Source organism: Polynucleobacter paneuropaeus (assembly GCF_003261235.1).
In the GTDB taxonomy this organism is placed as follows: Bacteria; Pseudomonadota; Gammaproteobacteria; order Burkholderiales; family Burkholderiaceae; genus Polynucleobacter; species Polynucleobacter paneuropaeus.
Genome location: NZ_CP030085.1, coordinates 1,627,057 through 1,645,883 on the forward strand (window position 1 = coordinate 1,627,057; position 18,827 = coordinate 1,645,883).

Below are 18,827 nucleotides of genomic sequence, written 5' to 3' on the forward strand. Positions count from 1 at the left end.
CAGTCAGGAAAAAATGTTTGGAATTAAGCTGAAATGAGAGACCAGGCAACGTTCTCGCCAGCTCGCAACGGAATGATGGTCTCACCACCAAATGGCAGCTCTTGCGGAATGCTCTGAGCCTGTTTTGCTAAAGTAATTTTTTGGGTATTGCGTGGCAAGGAATAAAAATCTGGCCCAAAGAAACTGGCAAAGCCCTCTAGGCGATCGAGCTTACCAACACTGTCAAAAGCCTCGGCGTAAAGTCCCATTGCATTGAATGCGCTATAGCAACCTGCACAGCCGCAAGCACTCTCTTTTGCCCCCTTGGAGTGTGGTGCACTATCAGTGCCCAAGAAAAACCGTGGATTACCACTCGTAGCTACTTCCAATAAAGCAAGTCGATGCTCTTCACGCTTAAGTACTGGTAAACAATAGTGGTGCGGACGAATACCACCAGAAAAGATAGCATTACGATTCATCAGTAAATGTTGTGGCGTAATGGTTGCGCCAATGAGACGCTTCTCGCTAGTAACTGTATCTCGCACATAGTGAGCAGCTTGCAAGGTAGTGATGTGTTCAAAGACAATCTTGAGCTCTGGTAAATCTCTGCGCAAAGGCTCCAGCACACGATCGATAAACACGGCTTCACGATCAAAGATATCAATTTCAGAATTCGTCACTTCACCGTGAACTAAGAGCGGCATACCCACTGCTTGCATAGCTTCCAAAGCTGCATAACACTGATGAATATCACTTACACCAGCATCACTATTGGTAGTGGCGCCAGCAGGATACAACTTGAAGCCAATAATTCCATCCGCCTTTGCCTTGCGCACTTCTTCGGCACTAGTGTTGTCTGTCAAATACAAAGTCATTAAAGGCGTAAAGTTTTTAATCTGTAGCGACACCAACTTACTCTCAATTCTGGATCGATAAGCTTTAGCTAATTCCACCGTAGTCACTGGTGGCTTTAAATTTGGCATGATGACGGCACGCGCAAATTGTCTTGCAGTATCAGCCAATACGCTAGCCATAACATCACCATCACGAATATGCAAATGCCAATCATCTGGCTGAGTGATTTGAATCTGTTGAGGGTTGGTCGACATGGTGATGACTTTAAGATTAATTAAGCAAGATGATACGGAAATCATTCACATTAGTAAGGGTGGGTCCAGTTTCTACTAAAGCGTCCAATTCTGCAAAAAATCCATAACAATCGTGCACCCCCAAAAATTCGTTTGGGTTAATACCCTTACTTTTACTGGCTTCACGTAGTTCTGGAGTAAACCAAGCGCCTGCATTTTTTTCGCTACCGTCAATTCCATCCGTATCTGCAGCCAAGGCAGCCAATTGACGAATATGCCCAGTTTCCACAAACAGAGAGAGCAAAAACTCGCTACAGCGACCGCCTCGACCTTTAATACCGGCAGGCAAAGTAACTGTACATTCACCACCAGAAATCAGAGCTAGGGGTTTGCTACCATCGTGCTTATCAATGAGTTCCTTGGCGAGTTTCGCCTGATCAGCACCAACCTCTTTAGCCTCACCAGTAATAGTGTCACCCAGAATGATTGGCTCATAGCCCTCAGAGCGGACATAGTCAGCTGCGGCCTCTAGACTTTTATAAGCAGTTGCGATGACATGGTTTCTGACTGGAGCATTTTGCAAATCATGCTCTTTTAAAGTTTCCGGTATGAGCCCAGCCAAACCTTTTTGTAGATGATTGAGAACGGACGCAGGTATCGATATCTCATCTAGTTGATGTTTGGTCAAGATTGCTAGGGCATCCTGATAGCTGGAATAATCTGCTGCACAAGGGCCACTACCAATATCCGCAGGCTGATCTCCCGTCACATCAGAAATCAATAGCGCTTCAATTCGGGCACCGCGTTGTATCCCCGCTCTAGCCAGATTGCCGCCTAAGATTGCTGACAAATGCTTACGAACGATATTCATCTCCTCAATCGGAGCGCCGCATCTCAACAAAGCTTGTGTTGTCGTACGCATATCTTCCATACTGATACCCGCTTGTGGCAAGGTCAATAAACTTGAACCCCCGCCGGATACCAACACAATCAATACATCTCCTAGATTGAGTTGATTAACTGAATGCAAAATCGCTTTTGCCCCATCCATACCGGCCTGATCTGGAACAGGATGGCCTGCTTCAATAATTTCAATGTACTCAGTTGGAGATCCATGACCATAGCGAGTTAATACTATGCCCTCAAGCTCCGTATTAGGCCAATATTGTTTGGCAAAGCGCTCTAGTGCGCTAGCCATTGAAGCACTAGCTTTACCTGCTCCAACGATGAGACATTTTTTTTGTGGTGGGCTATTAGCAAAAATCTTTGCCAAGTATTCAGGCACGATTTTCTGAGGATCGGCCACAGCCAATGCGGCAGCAAAAGCATTTTGGAGAATGTTTTTTTGGTTACTCATCAGAGTATTCTAATCAAGCGTGGCTCGCTCTTGCATTTGCCACATTTCTGCATAGCGGCCTTGGTGTGCCAGCAACTCAATATGAGTGCCCCGCTCCACAATTTGGCCGTGCTCCATCACCAGTATCTGGTCAGCATGGACAATCGTTGAAAGTCGATGGGCAATGATGAGGGTGGTACGATTTTTAGCCAGACTCAGTAGTTCCTCCTGAAAGGCCCTCTCTGTTTTGGAGTCTAGGGCTGAAGTTGCCTCATCGAATATCAGCATTGCAGGGCTTTTTAATAAAGTACGAGCAATCGCAACCCTTTGTTTCTCTCCGCCAGATAGCTTTAGGCCTCGCTCACCGACTTGGGTGTTATAGCCATCAGGTAGTCGCTCGATAAAACCATCGATTTGTGCTGCTCGTGCCGCTTCTTGAACTGCCTCCGGGGTCGCCCCAGGATTTCCATAAGCAATGTTGTAACCAATCGTATCGTTGAATAAAACGGTGTCTTGAGGAACAATACCAATAACCTTGCGCAAGCTTGCCTGCTGCACATCTTGAATATTTTGCCCATCGATCAAAATCTTGCCGGACTGCACATCATAGAAACGAAATAGCAAACGAGCTAAAGTACTTTTACCTGCTCCACTCTGACCAACTACAGCAGTAATTGTTCCAGCGGGGATATTAAAACTCACATTACGCAAAATCTCACGCTTAGCGTCGTAATGAAAAGAGACGTGCTCAAAGTGGATATCGGGTCCAATCGTATAGTTCTGAATAACTAAGGGCTGAGCATTGGGTGAGTCAGCAATTTCTTTATCAGTATTAAGCAAAGAGAACATGCGATCCATATCCGTCAGGGACTGCTTGATCTCTCGATAAATCACACCTAAAAAATTGAGGGGGATATAGAGTTGAATCATCAAGGTATTGACTAAAACCAAATCACCCAAAGTCATTGTGCCATTCATAACGCCTGAGGTAGCGCGCCATAGAATCAAAATCAAACCGATCGCAATAATGGTTTGCTGACCTAAATTCAGTACAGCTAAGGATTTTTGTGACTTGACTGCTGCCACTTGGTAACGCGCTAGATTTTCATCATAGCGACGCGATTCAAAAGCTTCATTGCCAAAATACTTCACCGTCTCAAAATTTAACAAAGAATCAATCGCTTTTTGATTTGCTCTCGAATCCATATCATTCATGGTGCGACGGAAATGGGTGCGCCATTCAGTAACAACTACGGTAAAGGCGATATAGAGAACTAGCGCTACAAGCGTAATGAGTGCAAACCAAATATCGTAGGTATAGGCTAAGTAACCTAGTACTAGGATAAATTCAATCAGAGTTGGCAAAATGCTGTACAGGGAATACTGAATTAGGGACTGAATCCCTCTAGTTCCCCGCTCAATATCTCGACTAACCCCTCCGGTCTGACGCGCCAAATGAAAGCTCAAGGAGAGTGCATGAAGATGCTCAAATACTTGTAGAGCAACCTTACGAACGGCGTTTTGCGTCACCTTGGCAAATAAAGCCTCACGCAATTCGTTAAACAATGAAGCGGAGATTCTCAAAAGACCGTAAGCCACAATCAGAGCGGCTGGAATGGCTAATAAGGCTTGGCCAGAATCCACCTTGATATTCAAGGTATCAATCAAACGCTTCATCAAAACAGGAATACCGAGATTGGCGACTTTGGCAGCGACCAAACATAGCAAAGCGAGCAATACTCTTAAGCGGTACTCCAACAAGTAAGGGAGTAAATCACGAATGACACGCCAATCACTTCGCTGTGCAATCATTAAGGAAGGCTCACTTGATTTTGGGCCTGCTAAATGTCTCATAGTGCCCTTGAAGAAAATAACTGCAGAATAGCCTGGCCATTACTTGGGGAAAAACATTTAGCAGCAGCAGCTGCAAAAGGAAGCCACTCATAAGCAATATGCTCTCGGGGTGAGAGTCTAATGGCGACCTCATCAGGCACCCTCAATGAGAACCAATGTTCAGTATTTTTAAACACACCGGCTTCATATCTAAAGCGCCATTGTGGATAAATTTCGTATTCAATTTGATGCTGCATGTTTTGTAAGGCATCTGCAGGTAAGGTCTTGGCATCGATACCGGTTTCTTCAAACACTTCCCGGATAGCAGCTTGAGCTAGATCCTCACCGATAAAATCAATACTACCTGTTACGGATTGCCAGAAGCCTTCTCGATCAGCTCGCTCAATCAATAAAACTTCCCCATTCGATTTATAAATGACAACTAAAACCGAGACAGGGATTTTCAAGATTCAGCTAGCTTATACAGTGGGTGCTGCTTGGCGAAGACGGATGTGTAATTCACGTAATTGACGCTCATCTACTGGGCTAGGTGCTTGAGTCAACAAACATTGTGCCCGTTGTGTTTTGGGGAAGGCAATTACATCACGAATCGACTCGGCACCAGTCATCATGGTGACGATACGATCCAAACCAAAAGCGATACCGCCATGGGGAGGAGCACCATACTGTAGGGCATCTAACAAGAATCCAAATTTAGCTTGCGCCTCTTCTGGACCAATCTTTAGCGCACGAAATACTTGGCTTTGAACCGCCTCTTGATGAATACGTACAGAGCCGCCACCAATTTCGCTACCATTTAATACCATGTCGTAGGCCTTTGCCAAGCATTTGCCTGGATCGGTCTCGAGGTATTTCATATGTTCATCTTTAGGGCTGGTGAATGGGTGATGACAAGCAACCCATCGTGCTTCAGCATCATCGTAATCAAACATAGGGAAGTCAACAACCCACAAAGGCTTCCAGCCTTCTGTGAATAAGCCATGCTCTTTACCCCAAGTAGAATGGCCAATCCGTAAGCGTAAGTTACCGATTGCATCATTGACTACTTTTTCTTTATCGGCACCAAAGAAAATAATGTCGCCATCTTTTGCACCAGTTCGCTTTAGGATACCGTCAATTGCTCCATCGTGGAGATTCTTGACGATTGGAGATTGCAAACCGTTGCGTCCTTCAGTGACAGAATTCACTTTGATCCAAGCCAAGCCTTTTGCGCCATAGATCGAAACAAATTGCGTGTAATCATCGATTTCGCTACGACTGATCTCTGCGCCACCAGGAACACACAAGCCTACTACTCGACCACCCGCTTGATTAGCGGCTCCAGAGAAGACCTTGAAATCCACATCTTTCATCAGATCAGTCAACTCGGTAAATTCCATTGCAACCCTCAAGTCAGGCTTATCTGAGCCATAGCGCGCCATACCCTCGGAATACGGCATAGTTGGGAAAGGATTGGGCAACTCAACACTCATGGTGGTCTTGAAAATATGACGAATCATGTTTTCAAATAAGTTACGAATCTCGATCTCATCTAAGAATGCAGTCTCACAGTCAATCTGAGTAAATTCAGGCTGACGATCAGCACGTAAGTCTTCATCACGAAAGCACTTGGTAATTTGATAGTAACGATCAAAGCCGGCCACCATCAATAATTGCTTAAATAACTGTGGAGACTGTGGCAAAGCAAAAAATTGTCCATCATGCACACGGGAAGGAACCAGATAATCGCGAGCGCCCTCAGGAGTGCTCTTGGTGAGCATCGGCGTTTCAATATCAATAAAGCCCGCAGCATCTAAATAACGACGGCATTCCATTGCAACGTTGTAACGTAAACGCAGATTCTTTTGCATTTGTGGACGACGCAAGTCGAGAACACGATGGGTCAAACGAGTCGTCTCTGATAAATTCTCATCGTCTAACTGGAATGGTGGCGTTACCGATGCATTCAGAATCACCAATTGATGACAAAGAATTTCAACCTTACCACTCACTAAATCGGTATTTTCAGTACCAGCAGGACGTGCCCGCACTAAGCCCGTAATCTGAATACAAAACTCATTACGTACTTGCTCAGCAAGTGCAAACATCTCTGGACGGTCAGGATCACAAACAATTTGGACAAAACCCTCACGATCGCGTAAGTCAATAAAAATCACGCCGCCATGATCACGACGACGGTTCACCCAACCTGCGAGGGTGACTTCTTTACCAATCAGTGAATCGCTTACCTGGCCGCAGGTGTGACTTCGCATCGACATAACAATTTCCTATAAATCAAAGAGGTTTTGGAGACTCTAATGCAGTCTTACCAATAGAACTATGGGGTGGGACAGATCCCATTGAAACAATATGTTTAAGTGCCTCTTCAACACTCATATCCAGTGCAATCGTTTGCTCACGTGGCACGATCATGAAGAAGCCTGAAGTAGGATTGGGGGTAGTTGGCAAAAAGACATTTACATAGTCTGCACCTAACTTAGTACTAATTTCTTTTGCAGGTAATCCTGTTTGAAAAGCAATTGCCCAAGAATCGGCATGGGGATAGCGAATCAATAAGGCCTTACTAAAAGCATTACCGTTACCAGATAATAAAGTCGTAGATACCTGCTGAACACTCGAATAAATAGAGCGAACGATAGGAATCCGATTAACAAATCTGTCCCAAATTCTCATCCACCACTGTCCAGCAAAATGAATGGCTAACAAACCTGTGAAGATGATTACAAGAACGACGATTAAGATTCCGACGCCTGGAAGGTTACGGAAATGCTGTAAATCAGATGAGAACTGCTCTGGAAAAACCGCAATAATGGCGCTCATGACGGAGCCAAAAACACCGTCGAGCAAGCCCAAGCCCCACGTGATCACCCAAATGGTGACGGCCATCGGGGCCCAAACGAGAATTCCAGCGATAAAGTATTTTTTCATGTTTTCTGCCTAACCTCGTATTTTAACGGGTTAGATGCCCTTTGGGCGAGAGCCTAGTAAATACCGAGGCTGATCAAGACGATCCCAGCTAAAAATCCACCCGAAAAGAGGAGTGCCCCTACGATTAAACGGTGAGTGCGGCGCTCTTCGAATAAAACTGCCCTCAAAACCTCCAATTCAGCGTTTTGATTTTGTTGCTGATTTTGGGTCAAACTATCTGCAATCAACCTTGGAAGGGTTGGCAAAATTTTTGCCCAAGCAGGCGCCTCTGTCTTCAGGCCATCAATAAAGCCCCGCCAGCCCAGCTGCTTATCCACCCACCTCTCTAAAATTGGCTTAGCTGTTTTCCACAGATCCAAATCAGGGTCCAGTTCGCGGGCTAAGCCTTCTACATTTAATAAAGTTTTTTGCAAGAGTGTTAACTGAGGCTGAATCTCCACCTTGAAGCGTCGAGAAGTTTGGAATAGACGCATCAGCACAATACCTAAAGAAATCTCTTTTAAGGGGCGATCAAAGTATGGCTCGCAAACGGAACGTACTGCCCCCTCCAATTCCTCGACTCTGGTATTCGATGGCACCCAACCAGACTCGATATGTAACTCAGCCACTCTGCGGTAGTCACGATTAAAAAAAGCTAAAAAGTTTTGAGCCAAATAATTTTTATCGATTTCACTTAGTGTGCCAACAATGCCGAAGTCAAAAGATATAAAGCGACCAAAAGTTTCAGGCTCTAAGCTGATGGAAATGTTTCCAGGATGCATGTCCGCATGAAAGAAACCATACTCAAACACTTGAGTAAAAAAGATCTCAACGCCATCTGCTGCAAGCTTCTTAAAATCTACTCCTGCAGCGCGTAACTCTGCAGTACGACCAATCGAGATGCCATCCATTCTCTCCATGACGATCACGTTGGTTCGACAAAGATCCCAATACATTTCGGGGATCATGAGTTTCTTGGAGTCAATAAAGTAACGGCGCAACTGACTTGCATTAGCAGCCTCGCGCATCAGGTCGAGTTCATCATGCAAATAAATATCAAACTCAGCAACTACTTCACGAGGCTTTAAGCGCCGACCATCTTCTGATGCTTTCTCAATAATTTTGGCCAGGTCTCTCATCAACGCCAAGTCACCCTCAATCACCGGCAGAATGCCTGGGCGAAGTACCTTGATGGCCACCGACCGGCCCTGCCACTCTGGATGCTTATCCGTTCCACGCAATACCCCGAAGTGCACCTGAGCCACTGAGGCACTGGCTATAGGGGTGGCATCAAAACTTTCAAAGACCGTTTCAATAGGCGCCCCCAATGCCGCTTCAATCAAATTCCGTGACTCAGCATTTGAAAATGGTGGCACCTGATCTTGCAGCTTAGCTAACTCATTAGCAATATCCTCAGGTAAGAGATCTCGACGCGTAGAGAGAACTTGACCAAACTTCACAAAAATTGGACCCAGCTCTTCTAGCGTTAAGCGAATCCGTTCGCCTCTCGGCAAGTTAGCGCCCGGAGAAATCCAACACAGAATTGACAATAGACCACGGCGCAATCCAGGTTTGAGATTGTCACGCAATAAAGGCAACAAGCCATAACGCCAAGCGGTAAAGAAAATGAAAAAGAGACGACTAATTCGGCGCATGATTATTTTGTCTTTTGCTCAAGTAGCGCAATACGTTTTTCAATTCGATCTACTGAATCGCGTAACTCATTGAGTTCATTCTTACGAATCATGAAGTCCCGTTTATTCAGAAGTATTTTTCTTTCTTCGCTGACGTACTCCACAACATTCTGTAGAAAGTCTTTCGTAGCAGCTTGACCAGCCTTCACCATCGTCTTAGCTTGTCGTACTGCAAAGTTAGCAGGGGCGTCACCAACCCATTTAGCGAGGTCTTCTTCATACTCCCAGCGCACCTGAGAAACTAGTCGACCGATTAATTGAGCCAAATCAGCATCACCACTAATCTTCACTGCTTTGAAAGCTTGATCGCGTAAATTGCCAGAGCTTGCAAGCAAACCAGAAAGTGCTTGCGCCGAGACCTCTAAAAGCAGACTTGCTTGATCAGTACTATCAAGAGCGGCAATTTTTCCCTGTGGGGTGATCTCTACAGCCATCTGCCCCATTGGTAAATTTAAGGAAATACTTTTGCCTACATGAGGTGACAACTCTGCCATTGCCCATGGTTCACTGGCTAATACATGATTCACCCCGCGACATAGTGCGCCGGCAGCAAGGTAATGGGTTGAGGAGGTCAAGCTATTCATGGGTGCAAAAAACCCGCACGAATGCGGGTTTCCTTAGGAAAGTATCTAAGCTTAAACCAACTGCTGAATACCTGCTAGTACCCAACCTCCGGGGCCATTCACTGGCTTACTGAGATTCCAGATTTCCGAGAAGTTACTTGCTGGAGCAGAGACTTGCTCTCGAATCATGCCGGTAAATTGAACGCTGCAGTAATAATTACCATCAGCGGTTTCGATGCCTAGCAAACTGGCCTGCATGCTAACTACTTCAGTTTGATTGGAGGCGTCGAATCTGCCTGCCAAATCTTGCTCAATAGTGATGAACATCTCAGGAGTGGTGTATTCCTTTAGAGAAACTAAATCTCCCAGATCCCAAGCTTTTTGAAGGCGGACAAAGAATTGTTTGGCGTTCTCTAAAAAAGAGTACTCCTCAAAGCCCGGAGGCATAGTGGATTCAAACTTTTCAAGACTTGGGGTGACAGCACTTGCTGAGCTGCTCACGGGCTGAAAAGCGGGCTCTTGTTTAGCAAGAGGCTCGCTAGTCCGTTGCATGCCTTGAGCACCCGAGAACGATGGTAATAGCCGTCTAATCACAAACATGATTGCAAAGCCAACTAGCAGCGCTATCAGCAAACCAGAAAACATTGAGGCCATTCCTTCGCCTAGGCCAAAGTGAGAGAAGAGGTAAGCGATACCTAGGCCTGCCGCTAAACCACCCAACATTCCGCCTATTCCACCAAAGCGACTTGGAGCTGCTGGTTGCGCTGGAGCGGCAGCAGGGGCGGCAGGCTGCGCCTGCTGAACTGGTCTTTGGGGAGGAATAGCTTGTCTTTGGATTGGGGCACTTGGAGCTCGACCAATGCTTCTACCGCCACCTAAACGCGCTGCATCAGCATCGGCTACTGCGGCAAATAACAGAGTACAACTTAACAATGCTGCTTTGAAAAAGTGCTTATTCATTCTGAACCCCCTAAATAAAATAAGTAATCCGTAGACTACCACCGCAATTGCATTTTAATATTTGATGCCGATATGGAGGGCCACAATACCCCCTGTCATGCGATGGGTATCCACTTCATCAAAGCCCACTTTCAACATCATGTCTTTGAGAGTCTGTGCATCTGGATGCATTCGAATAGATTCTGCTAGGTAACGATAACTTTCTGCATCTTGCGCAATCTTCTGACCCAACCAAGGCAGAATTTTAAAAGAATATGCGTCATAAATAGGTTGCAAGAACTCATCAGGCTTTGAGAACTCCAGGACTAGAACGCGGCCTCCGGGTTTAATGACACGCAACATCTCAGTTAGGGCTACATCCTTATGTGTCATATTGCGTAGACCAAATGCGACAGTTACTGCATCAAAATAATTTGGTGGAAAGGGAATCTTTTCAGCATCAAACTGAACGCAGGGTAAGGCCAAGCCATCATCTAGCAAGCGATCTCGACCAACGCGCAACATTGAGGCATTAATATCGCTCAGCCAAACTTGGGCATCTCCATTGATACCCCACTGGGCTGCTTGCGCAAACGCTTTTGCTAAGTCACCAGTGCCGCCAGCGATATCTAACACTTTTTGACCAGGGCGAACTTGGGCGCGCGCAATCGTCACTTTCTTCCATAGGCGATGTAAGCCAAATGACATGAGATCATTCATAACATCATATTTGTTGGCAACTGAATGAAATACCTCAGCTACCTTTCCAGCCTTTTCTGTTTCCTCAACACTCTGATAACCAAAATGGGTTTTACTCATACAGACTCTCTAGAAAATTAGTGACTGCCACAAGAGTGGGAATCTTTACTGGAGCCCATTACAGCATCGCGCTCAACTCCATGAGCATTGAGCTTAAGCAAATACTCAGCCCATAACTGTTTTTGGTTCTCTGCTAAATGCAGCAAGTATTCCCAAGTAAATAAACCCGAATCATGTCCATCAGAAAAGCTAGGCTTAATCGCATAATGGCCAACAGGCTCAATTTGCATGATCACTACGTCGCGCTTACCCGTTTGCAAAGTTTCTTGTCCTGGGCCGTGTCCTTGAACTTCTGCGGAGGGTGAGTACACTCTCAGAAACTCAAAAGGCAGATGAAAGCTTCTGCCATCTTCATAGCCTAACTCTAAGACTTTGGATTGCTGGTGGGCAACGATTTGATTAGGAATCATCAAACCAAGACCCTTTCAATACCGCCCTGATTGGCTTTGGCAACGTATTCTTGCATCCAGTCCGCGCCCAAGATTTTTTGGGCCATCTCAACCACGATGTAATCAGCCGTAGTTGAACTATCTGCATCAAAGCGGGTCAGCCCTTGCAAACACGATGGGCAGCTCGTCAGCACCTTCACATCAACTGCTGGATCATCTTTCCGAAGGGCATTAGCGCCTTTTTCCATTTCAATTTCTTTGCGGAAGCGGACTTGCGTTGAAATATCTGGACGAGTAATTGCGAGTGTTCCAGACTCGCCGCAGCAGCGATCATTTTTAGGGATCGCTTTACCATCTTCCTGCTCAATCAGTTCATTGACAGTCTTGAGGGGGTCTTGCAACTTCATAGGTGAATGACAAGGATCGTGATACATGTATTTCACGCCAGTCACGCCAGAAAGTTTCACGCCCTTCTCGAGCAAATACTCATGAATATCAATAATGCGGCAACCAGGGAAGATTTGCTCAAACTGATAACCAGCCAATTGATCGTAGCAAGTGCCACAAGACACTACGACAGTCTTGATATCTAAATAGTTAAGGGTATTGGCAACGCGGTGAAAGAGTACCCTATTATCGGTAATCATTTTCTCGGCTTTATCAAAGTCGCCATTACCGCGTTGAGGATAGCCACAACAGAGATAACCCGGTGGCAGGACAGTTTGTACGCCGACATTCCAAAGCATCGCCTGAGTAGCTAAGCCTACTTGGGAGAACAAGCGCTCTGAACCACAGCCTGGAAAATAAAAGACAGCTTCAGTATCTGCGGAAGTGGTTTTTGGATCCCGAATGATTGGAACGTAATTGGCATCCTCAATATCTAGGAGCGCACGTGCGGTCTTCTTAGGCAAGTTGCCTGGCATTTTCTTATTCACAAAGAAAATCACCTGCTCTTTAACGCTCGGCTTACCTACCGTTGCAGGTGGGTGTGCAGTTTGCTTGCGAGCCAGCCTTCGGAATAGATCATTGCCTAATCTTTGAGCTTTGTAACCCCAGCCGATCATAGTCTTACGAACAAGATTAATCGTGTCAGGATTTGTTGCATTCAAGAACAGCATTGATGCAGCAGTACCAGGATTAAAACGCTGCTGCCCCATCTTGCGCAATAAATTACGCATATTCATACTCACATCACCAAAGTCAATTTTGACTGGACATGGTGTCAAGCACTTATGACAGACTGTGCAATGGGCTGCGACATCATCAAACATCTCCCAATGCTTAATTGAAACACCCCGGCGCGTTTGCTCTTCATATAAAAAGGCTTCTATTAACAAAGAAGTTGCTAAGATTTTGTCACGAGGGCTGTAGAGCAAATTAGCTCGTGGTACGTGGGTTGCACAAACTGGCTTACATTTACCGCAACGCAAGCAATCTTTGATGCTATCGGCAATTGCGCCAATATCACTTTGCTGCATGATGATGGACTCATGACCCATCAATCCGAAGCTTGGGGTATACGCCATGCCAAGATCAGCATGAGGCATCAATTTACCTTTATTGAATCGGCCCTCTGGATCAACCCGATTTTTATAAGCGCGAAAATCTTTTAACTCTGCTTCAGTTAAATACTCTAACTTTGTAATACCAATACCGTGCTCACCAGAGATGACGCCATCGAGCGAGCGAGCCAATTTCATGATGCGATCGACGGCGTGATGTGCGTCTTGCAACATCTCGTAGTCATCTGAATTCACTGGCAAATTGGTATGAACGTTGCCATCACCTGCATGCATATGTAGCGCAACAAACACGCGCTTACGCAAAATCTGTTTATGAATGGCTTCTAGTTCATTCAAGATGGGCTCAAAAGCCAAACCGCCAAACATAATTCTCAGCTCAGCACGAACCTCAGCTTTCCAAGAAGCGCGCAAACTATAGTCTTGCAGCTGAGGAAAATAATCATCCATCTTAGTGAGCCACTCTGACCAGCGTGCACGCACTCCTGCAATCAGATCAAGGGCTTGCTGGACACGATCACCCAAGATTTCTGCACTAGGAATTTCATCATCTTCAGTTGATTTACCAAGCGGTAGAGCACTTTTTCTTAAGAAGTGCTCTAAACCATCTAAGACCTGTAATTTATTCTTTAAAGACAATTCAATATTGATACGCTCAATACCGTCGGTGTACTCCCCCATTCGCGGCAATGGAATGACTACGTCCTCATTAATCTTGAAGGCATTGGTATGACGAGCGATCGCTGCAGTGCGAGCTCGATCTAACCAGAACTTCTTGCGTGCTTCTGGGCTTACAGCAACAAAGCCTTCACCAACTCGAAGGTTCGCCATTCGTACTACTTCACTGGTGGCTGCAGCTACTGCCTCTTCATCGTCACCAGCAATATCGCCCAGCAAAACCATTTTGGGTAAGCTGTTGCGTTTAGATTTAGTGGAATAGCCTACTGCTTTCAAATAGCGATCATCGAGATGCTCAAGACCAGCTAAGATCGGTCCGCCCTGCTTACTCAGACCATCCAAGTAGGCTTTGATTTCGACAATACTAGGAATCGCTTCACGCGCTTGACCAAAAAACTCTAAGCAAACGGTGCGCATGTATTTCGGCATGCGATGCAAGATCCAAGTGGCGCTGGTAATGAGGCCATCGCAACCTTCTTTTTGAACGCCAGGCAATCCCGATAAAAACTTATCGGTCACATCTTTGCCTAAACCTTCTTTACGAAAACGCTTACCTTCGGACTCAATAATTTCAGTTTTGAGAATGCGTTCTCCAGGCTCACTCAAGCCATCAGACCAGGTCAACTGAAAGCGGACTAGTGCTGCTTCATGAATCTTGCCAAGATTATGATCTAAGCGTTCTACATCCAACCAATTGCCCTCTGGATCAACCATACGCCAGCTGGCCAAGTTATCTAAGGCTGTGCCCCAAAGTACGGCTTTCTTACCGCCGGCATTCATCGCAATGTTGCCGCCGATACAACTCGCATCAGCAGAGGTGGGATCTACTGCAAAAACCAAACCGGCATGTTCTGCAGCATCTGCGACACGACGCGTCACTACACCAGCACCAGTAAATATCGTTGGCACTTCTTTTGAAACACCGGGTAAATGTTTGCTCTTAACGCCATCAATCTGCTCAAGCTTCTCAGTATTAATGACTGCAGACAATGCATACAGAGGAATTGCACCGCCGGTGTAACCAGTACCGCCTCCACGAGGAATAATGGTTAAGCCAAGCTCAATACAACTTTTGACTAAACCGGGAATCTCGGACTCATAGTCAGGCTTTAGAACCACCAATGGAAACTCAACGCGCCAATCGGTAGCATCTGTTACGTGAGCTGCACGGGAAACCCCATCAAAACAAATATTATCGGAAGCAGTAAAACGGCCCAGTACTTTTCGTGCCTGTTTACGAATCCGCTCCACGTCTTTAAAACCGTTTTCAAAATTTTCAACGGCACGATGCGCAGCATTCAATAAGAGTTGTACTTGTGGGGCAGATTCTCCGCTAGCACGTTTCTTCACTTCACCAAGACGATGCCAAAGGGCATCAATCAGCATTTGGCGACGATTAGCGTTATCTAATAAGTCATCCTGTAAGAAGGGGTTGCGCTGGACTACCCAAATATCGCCCAGGACCTCAAACAACATGCGTGCGGAACGGCCGGTTTTTCTGACACCACGTAGCTCATTGAGGGTCTGCCAAGACCCCTCACCCAGAATACGGATGACAATTTCCCGATCGGAAAAAGAGGTGTAGTTGTAAGGAATTTCGCGCAGACGGGGTGAGCCCTCGCCGGCTTCAAACAACTGGTTTAATGCTAATGGAGCATTCATGGTGTGATATTCGTTAAAGAAGCATTTTAATTGAGCATCCCCGATATTGGCAGGAAACCCAAAAAGATGTTGGAGAAGTCTATAAACCCCAGCAAAACTAAGGGCTTAGCGTCCATCCGTGGTACGCTCATCAGATGGCAACCAACTACTTAAAGAAAATATTAGCGGCCCGGGTCTACGACGTAGCCAGGGAGACTGAGCTTGAGCTAGCGCCTGAACTGAGCAAGCGCTTGGGCAACCAAGTTTTACTCAAACGGGAAGATAACCAGCCCGTTTTCTCCTTCAAATTACGTGGTGCGTATAACAAAATGGCGCACCTATCTCCCGCAGCATTAAAACGAGGAGTGATCGCGGCATCAGCTGGAAATCATGCCCAAGGGGTAGCTCTGGCCGCAGCCAAAATGAAGACCAAAGCGGTGATCGTGATGCCTGTCACTACCCCCAGTCTCAAAATTGATGCTGTCAAAGCCCGCGGTGGCTCTTGGGTCGAAGTCATTTTGCATGGGGAGTCCTACAGCGATGCTTTTACCTATTCTCAAGTCTTAGAAAAAAAACGGGGTTTGACCTTCGTTCATCCCTTTGATGACCCTGATGTCATCGCCGGACAAGGCACGATTGCCATGGAGATTTTCCAGCAGCACGAGAAACCCATCGATGCAATTTTTGTTGCTATCGGTGGTGGTGGACTCATCGCAGGGATTGGGGAGTACGTCAAAGCAGTGAGCCCCAAAACCCAAGTCATCGGAGTCCAGTCAGTAGATTCAGATGCTATGAAGCGTTCCTTGAAAGCGAATCGTCGCATCGAGATGAAAGACGTTGGACTTTTTTCAGATGGCACTGCCGTCAAACTCGTTGGCAAAGAAACTTTCCGCATCTGTAAAAAAGTAGTTGATGAAATCATTACTGTCGATACCGATGAAATCTGTGCGGCCATCAATGATGTCTTTACCGATACCCGTAGCATTTTGGAACCTGCTGGAGCACTCGCAATCGCAGGCCTCAAGAAATATGTTGAACAACACCACAGCAAGAAGAAAACTTTAGTGGCAGTAGCCTGCGGTGCCAATATGAACTTTAGCCGTCTACGCTTTGTTGCAGAACGCGCTGATGTCGGTGAGTTTAAAGAAGCCGTCTTTGCAGTCACGATTCCAGAAGAGCGTGGTTCATTCAAACGCTTCTGTGAGCTACCAGGTAAACGGAATGTGACTGAATTTAACTATCGTATCGCCGATCAAAGACAAGCCCATATCTTTGTTGGTATTGGCACCCAAAAAGCTGGCGATAGCGAGGCCATCGCCAAACACTTCCGTAAAGCGAAGTTTGCTACGATCGATTTGACTCATGATGAGCTTGCTAAATCGCACTTGCGACATATGGTTGGCGGTCACTCTGCGCTTGCTCAGGATGAACAGCTCTATCGCTTTGAGTTTCCTGAGCGCCCAGGTGCGCTGATGAAGTTCTTAACGAGCATGGCGCCCAATTGGAACATCAGCCTGTTCCATTATCGAAATCATGGTGCTGACTACGGACGTATTTTAGTAGGTATTCAAGTGCCTAAAAATGAGCAGAAGAAATTCCAAGCATTCGTGGCAAAGCTAGGCTATCCACATTGGAATGAAACTAATAACCCTGCTTATCGTCTCTTTCTAAAATAAGATGTCTTTCTCACTCACCGGAAAACTGGTCGTCGCGATTTCATCGCGCGCCCTCTTTGACTTTGAGGAAGAAAATCGTATCTTCGAATCCACTGATGACAGCGCCTATATGAAGCTCCAGCTGGAACGTCTCTCCAAGGCCGCACAAACTGGGGTGGCATTCCCGCTAGTCAAGAAACTTTTAGCCTTCAATGAAGAAGGTGAGCAAAGAGTCGAGGTGGTGATTCTTTCGCGCAATGATCCCGTGAGTGGCCTGCGGGTCTTTCGCTCTGCAGAACATCATGGCTTACATCTTGAGCGGGGGGTATTTACCAGGGGCAGACCTCCATACCATTACCTACGTTCTTTAAAGGCTAATCTTTTTCTTTCTGCCAATGAAGATGATGTCAGAGCAACCATTGATGCTGGCTTTCCAGCAGCACGGGTATATCCAGAATCGAGTAAAACTGCTGAGTCGCATCCTAATGAAATCCGTATTGCATTTGACGGTGATGCCGTTCTCTTCTCTGATGAAGCAGAACAAGTCTTCCAGAAAAAAGGTCTTGAAGCTTTTGTCGATCACGAAAGTAAGAAAGCGGATATCCCCTTACCACCCGGCCCCTTCAAACCTCTTCTCGAAGCACTGCATCGCTTGCAACGCTCTACTAGTGAAAAGGGTATGCGGATTCGGACGGCATTAGTCACAGCGCGCTCTGCACCAGCCCATGAACGTGCGATTCGAACTCTGATGGCGTGGGGCATCGATGTTGATGAGGCTATGTTTTTAGGTGGTCTTACGAAGAGTGAATTTCTCAGAGAGTTTGAGCCCGACTTCTTCTTTGATGATCAGACGGGTCATTGCCAATCAGCCGCTACAGTTGCGCCTACTGGGCATGTGGTCTCTGGTGTTTCGAATCGACCAAAAGCGTAGTTATATGAATTCTTTACAGCTCGGCAAAAGCACGCCCTACCCAGATCAGTACGATCCAAACTTATTATTCCCAATTCAACGTTCGGTCAATCGTGCCAAACTCGGAATCAAAGAACATGCCCCACTCCCTTTCATGGGAATTGATATTTGGAATGCATACGAATTAAGTTGGCTCAACGCTAAAGGTAAACCACAAATTGCTTTAGCAGAGTTTCAGATCCCTGCAGACTCGCCCAATATGATTGAGTCGAAATCTTTCAAGCTCTATCTCAATAGCCTTAATAACAGCCGCTTTGAGAATGAGGACGAGTTGCGTCAACGTCTCATTGCTGATTTATCTAAAGTTGCAGGTAGCCAAATTACTACTCGGATCAACCCAACTGATGCCATTGCTAAACAAGGCATGGAAGAAATGGGAGGGGTCTTATTGGACCGACTGGATATTGAAGTAGACTGCGCAGCTGGCGCCGACCCCAGCCTATTGGGCGTTAATGAGTCCTTTAGCCCTGTTGAGCAATGCTTAGTCTCTCATCTACTGAAATCTAACTGTCCTGTTACAGGTCAACCGGATTGGGCAAGCGTACAAATTCGGTATCAGGGAAGACCTATTTTGGAAGAAGGTTTGTTGCGCTACTTAATTGGCTTTAGACAGCTCGGAGAATTTCATGAGCATTGTGTAGAAACAATCTTTTGTGACATCAAGCAGCAATGTAAGCCAGAAAAGTTATCTGTTTATGCCCGATATACACGCAGAGGGGGTTTAGATATCAACCCCTTTCGTACGGATTACAACGCTGTCTGGCCTGACAACACGCGCCACGCCAGACAGTAATT

At 46.1% G+C, this 18,827-nt stretch carries 15 protein-coding genes; 3 read left to right on the top strand and 12 right to left on the bottom strand.

Translation table 11 applies throughout. From position 1 onward, the window contains the following. Positions 1 to 23 precede the first annotated feature (23 nt). The 12 genes from pyrC to Pas1_RS08460 are packed head-to-tail and all read right to left on the bottom strand — an operon-like array spanning position 24 to position 15,428. Positions 24 to 1,088 (bottom strand): dihydroorotase, encoded by a 1,065-nt coding sequence (pyrC, locus tag Pas1_RS08405; RefSeq protein WP_112295205.1) that lies wholly within the window; start codon positions 1,086 to 1,088, stop codon positions 24 to 26. A gap of 16 nt (positions 1,089 to 1,104) precedes the next feature. Beyond that, a complete protein-coding gene (locus Pas1_RS08410; RefSeq protein ID WP_112295011.1) occupies positions 1,105 to 2,424 on the bottom strand; it encodes a glycerate kinase type-2 family protein in 1,320 nt (439 codons plus the stop codon). Between the two features lie 9 nt (positions 2,425 to 2,433). Beyond that, positions 2,434 to 4,257, bottom strand: a complete 1,824-nt coding sequence (locus tag Pas1_RS08415; RefSeq protein ID WP_112295012.1) for an ABCB family ABC transporter ATP-binding protein/permease — start codon at positions 4,255 to 4,257, stop codon at positions 2,434 to 2,436. Beyond that, positions 4,254 to 4,703 carry a dihydroneopterin triphosphate diphosphatase gene (gene nudB, locus Pas1_RS08420; protein ID WP_112208557.1) on the bottom strand — a complete coding sequence of 150 codons (450 nt, stop codon included), beginning with the start codon at positions 4,701 to 4,703 and terminating at the stop codon, positions 4,254 to 4,256. The genes Pas1_RS08415 and nudB overlap by 4 nt, the downstream gene beginning before the upstream one ends. 12 nt (positions 4,704 to 4,715) lie before the next feature. After that, positions 4,716 to 6,515: an aspartate--tRNA ligase gene (aspS, locus tag Pas1_RS08425; protein WP_112208558.1), complete on the bottom strand. Its 1,800-nt coding sequence runs from the start codon at positions 6,513 to 6,515 to the stop codon at positions 4,716 to 4,718. A gap of 16 nt (positions 6,516 to 6,531) precedes the next feature. Next, positions 6,532 to 7,185 carry a DUF502 domain-containing protein gene (locus Pas1_RS08430; protein ID WP_112205399.1) on the bottom strand — a complete coding sequence of 218 codons (654 nt, stop codon included), beginning with the start codon at positions 7,183 to 7,185 and terminating at the stop codon, positions 6,532 to 6,534. A 53-nt stretch (positions 7,186 to 7,238) separates the two neighbouring features. Next, the gene (gene ubiB / locus Pas1_RS08435; RefSeq protein ID WP_112295013.1) at positions 7,239 to 8,819 is read right to left on the bottom strand and encodes a ubiquinone biosynthesis regulatory protein kinase UbiB; all 1,581 of its coding nucleotides are present in this window, start codon (positions 8,817 to 8,819) and stop codon (positions 7,239 to 7,241) included. Positions 8,820 to 8,821: 2 nt separating this feature from the next. Next, a complete protein-coding gene (locus tag Pas1_RS08440; RefSeq protein ID WP_112208560.1) occupies positions 8,822 to 9,442 on the bottom strand; it encodes a ubiquinone biosynthesis accessory factor UbiJ in 621 nt (206 codons plus the stop codon). A gap of 51 nt (positions 9,443 to 9,493) precedes the next feature. Further along, complete coding sequence (locus Pas1_RS08445; RefSeq protein ID WP_112295014.1) at positions 9,494 to 10,381, bottom strand: Tim44 domain-containing protein; 888 nt, start codon at positions 10,379 to 10,381, stop codon at positions 9,494 to 9,496. A gap of 54 nt (positions 10,382 to 10,435) precedes the next feature. After that, positions 10,436 to 11,179, bottom strand: a complete 744-nt coding sequence (gene ubiE / locus Pas1_RS08450) for a bifunctional demethylmenaquinone methyltransferase/2-methoxy-6-polyprenyl-1,4-benzoquinol methylase UbiE (RefSeq protein ID WP_112208562.1) — start codon at positions 11,177 to 11,179, stop codon at positions 10,436 to 10,438. A gap of 17 nt (positions 11,180 to 11,196) precedes the next feature. After that, a complete protein-coding gene (locus Pas1_RS08455; RefSeq protein ID WP_112205409.1) occupies positions 11,197 to 11,589 on the bottom strand; it encodes a gamma-butyrobetaine hydroxylase-like domain-containing protein in 393 nt (130 codons plus the stop codon). Further along, positions 11,589 to 15,428: a DUF3683 domain-containing protein gene (locus Pas1_RS08460; protein WP_112208563.1), complete on the bottom strand. Its 3,840-nt coding sequence runs from the start codon at positions 15,426 to 15,428 to the stop codon at positions 11,589 to 11,591. The genes Pas1_RS08455 and Pas1_RS08460 overlap by 1 nt, the downstream gene beginning before the upstream one ends. A 134-nt stretch (positions 15,429 to 15,562) precedes the next feature. Between Pas1_RS08460 and ilvA the strand changes: the two genes are divergently transcribed. The 3 genes from ilvA to queF are packed head-to-tail and all read left to right on the top strand — an operon-like array spanning position 15,563 to position 18,825. Beyond that, positions 15,563 to 17,083: a threonine ammonia-lyase, biosynthetic gene (ilvA, locus tag Pas1_RS08465; protein WP_112295015.1), complete on the top strand. Its 1,521-nt coding sequence runs from the start codon at positions 15,563 to 15,565 to the stop codon at positions 17,081 to 17,083. 1 nt (position 17,084) lies between these two features. After that, positions 17,085 to 17,993, top strand: coding sequence for a 5'-nucleotidase (locus Pas1_RS08470; RefSeq protein ID WP_112205415.1), 909 nt, complete (start codon positions 17,085 to 17,087; stop codon positions 17,991 to 17,993). Positions 17,994 to 17,997: 4 nt separating this feature from the next. After that, positions 17,998 to 18,825, top strand: coding sequence for an NADPH-dependent 7-cyano-7-deazaguanine reductase QueF (gene queF, locus Pas1_RS08475; RefSeq protein ID WP_112205417.1), 828 nt, complete (start codon positions 17,998 to 18,000; stop codon positions 18,823 to 18,825). Positions 18,826 to 18,827: the final 2 nt, after the last annotated feature.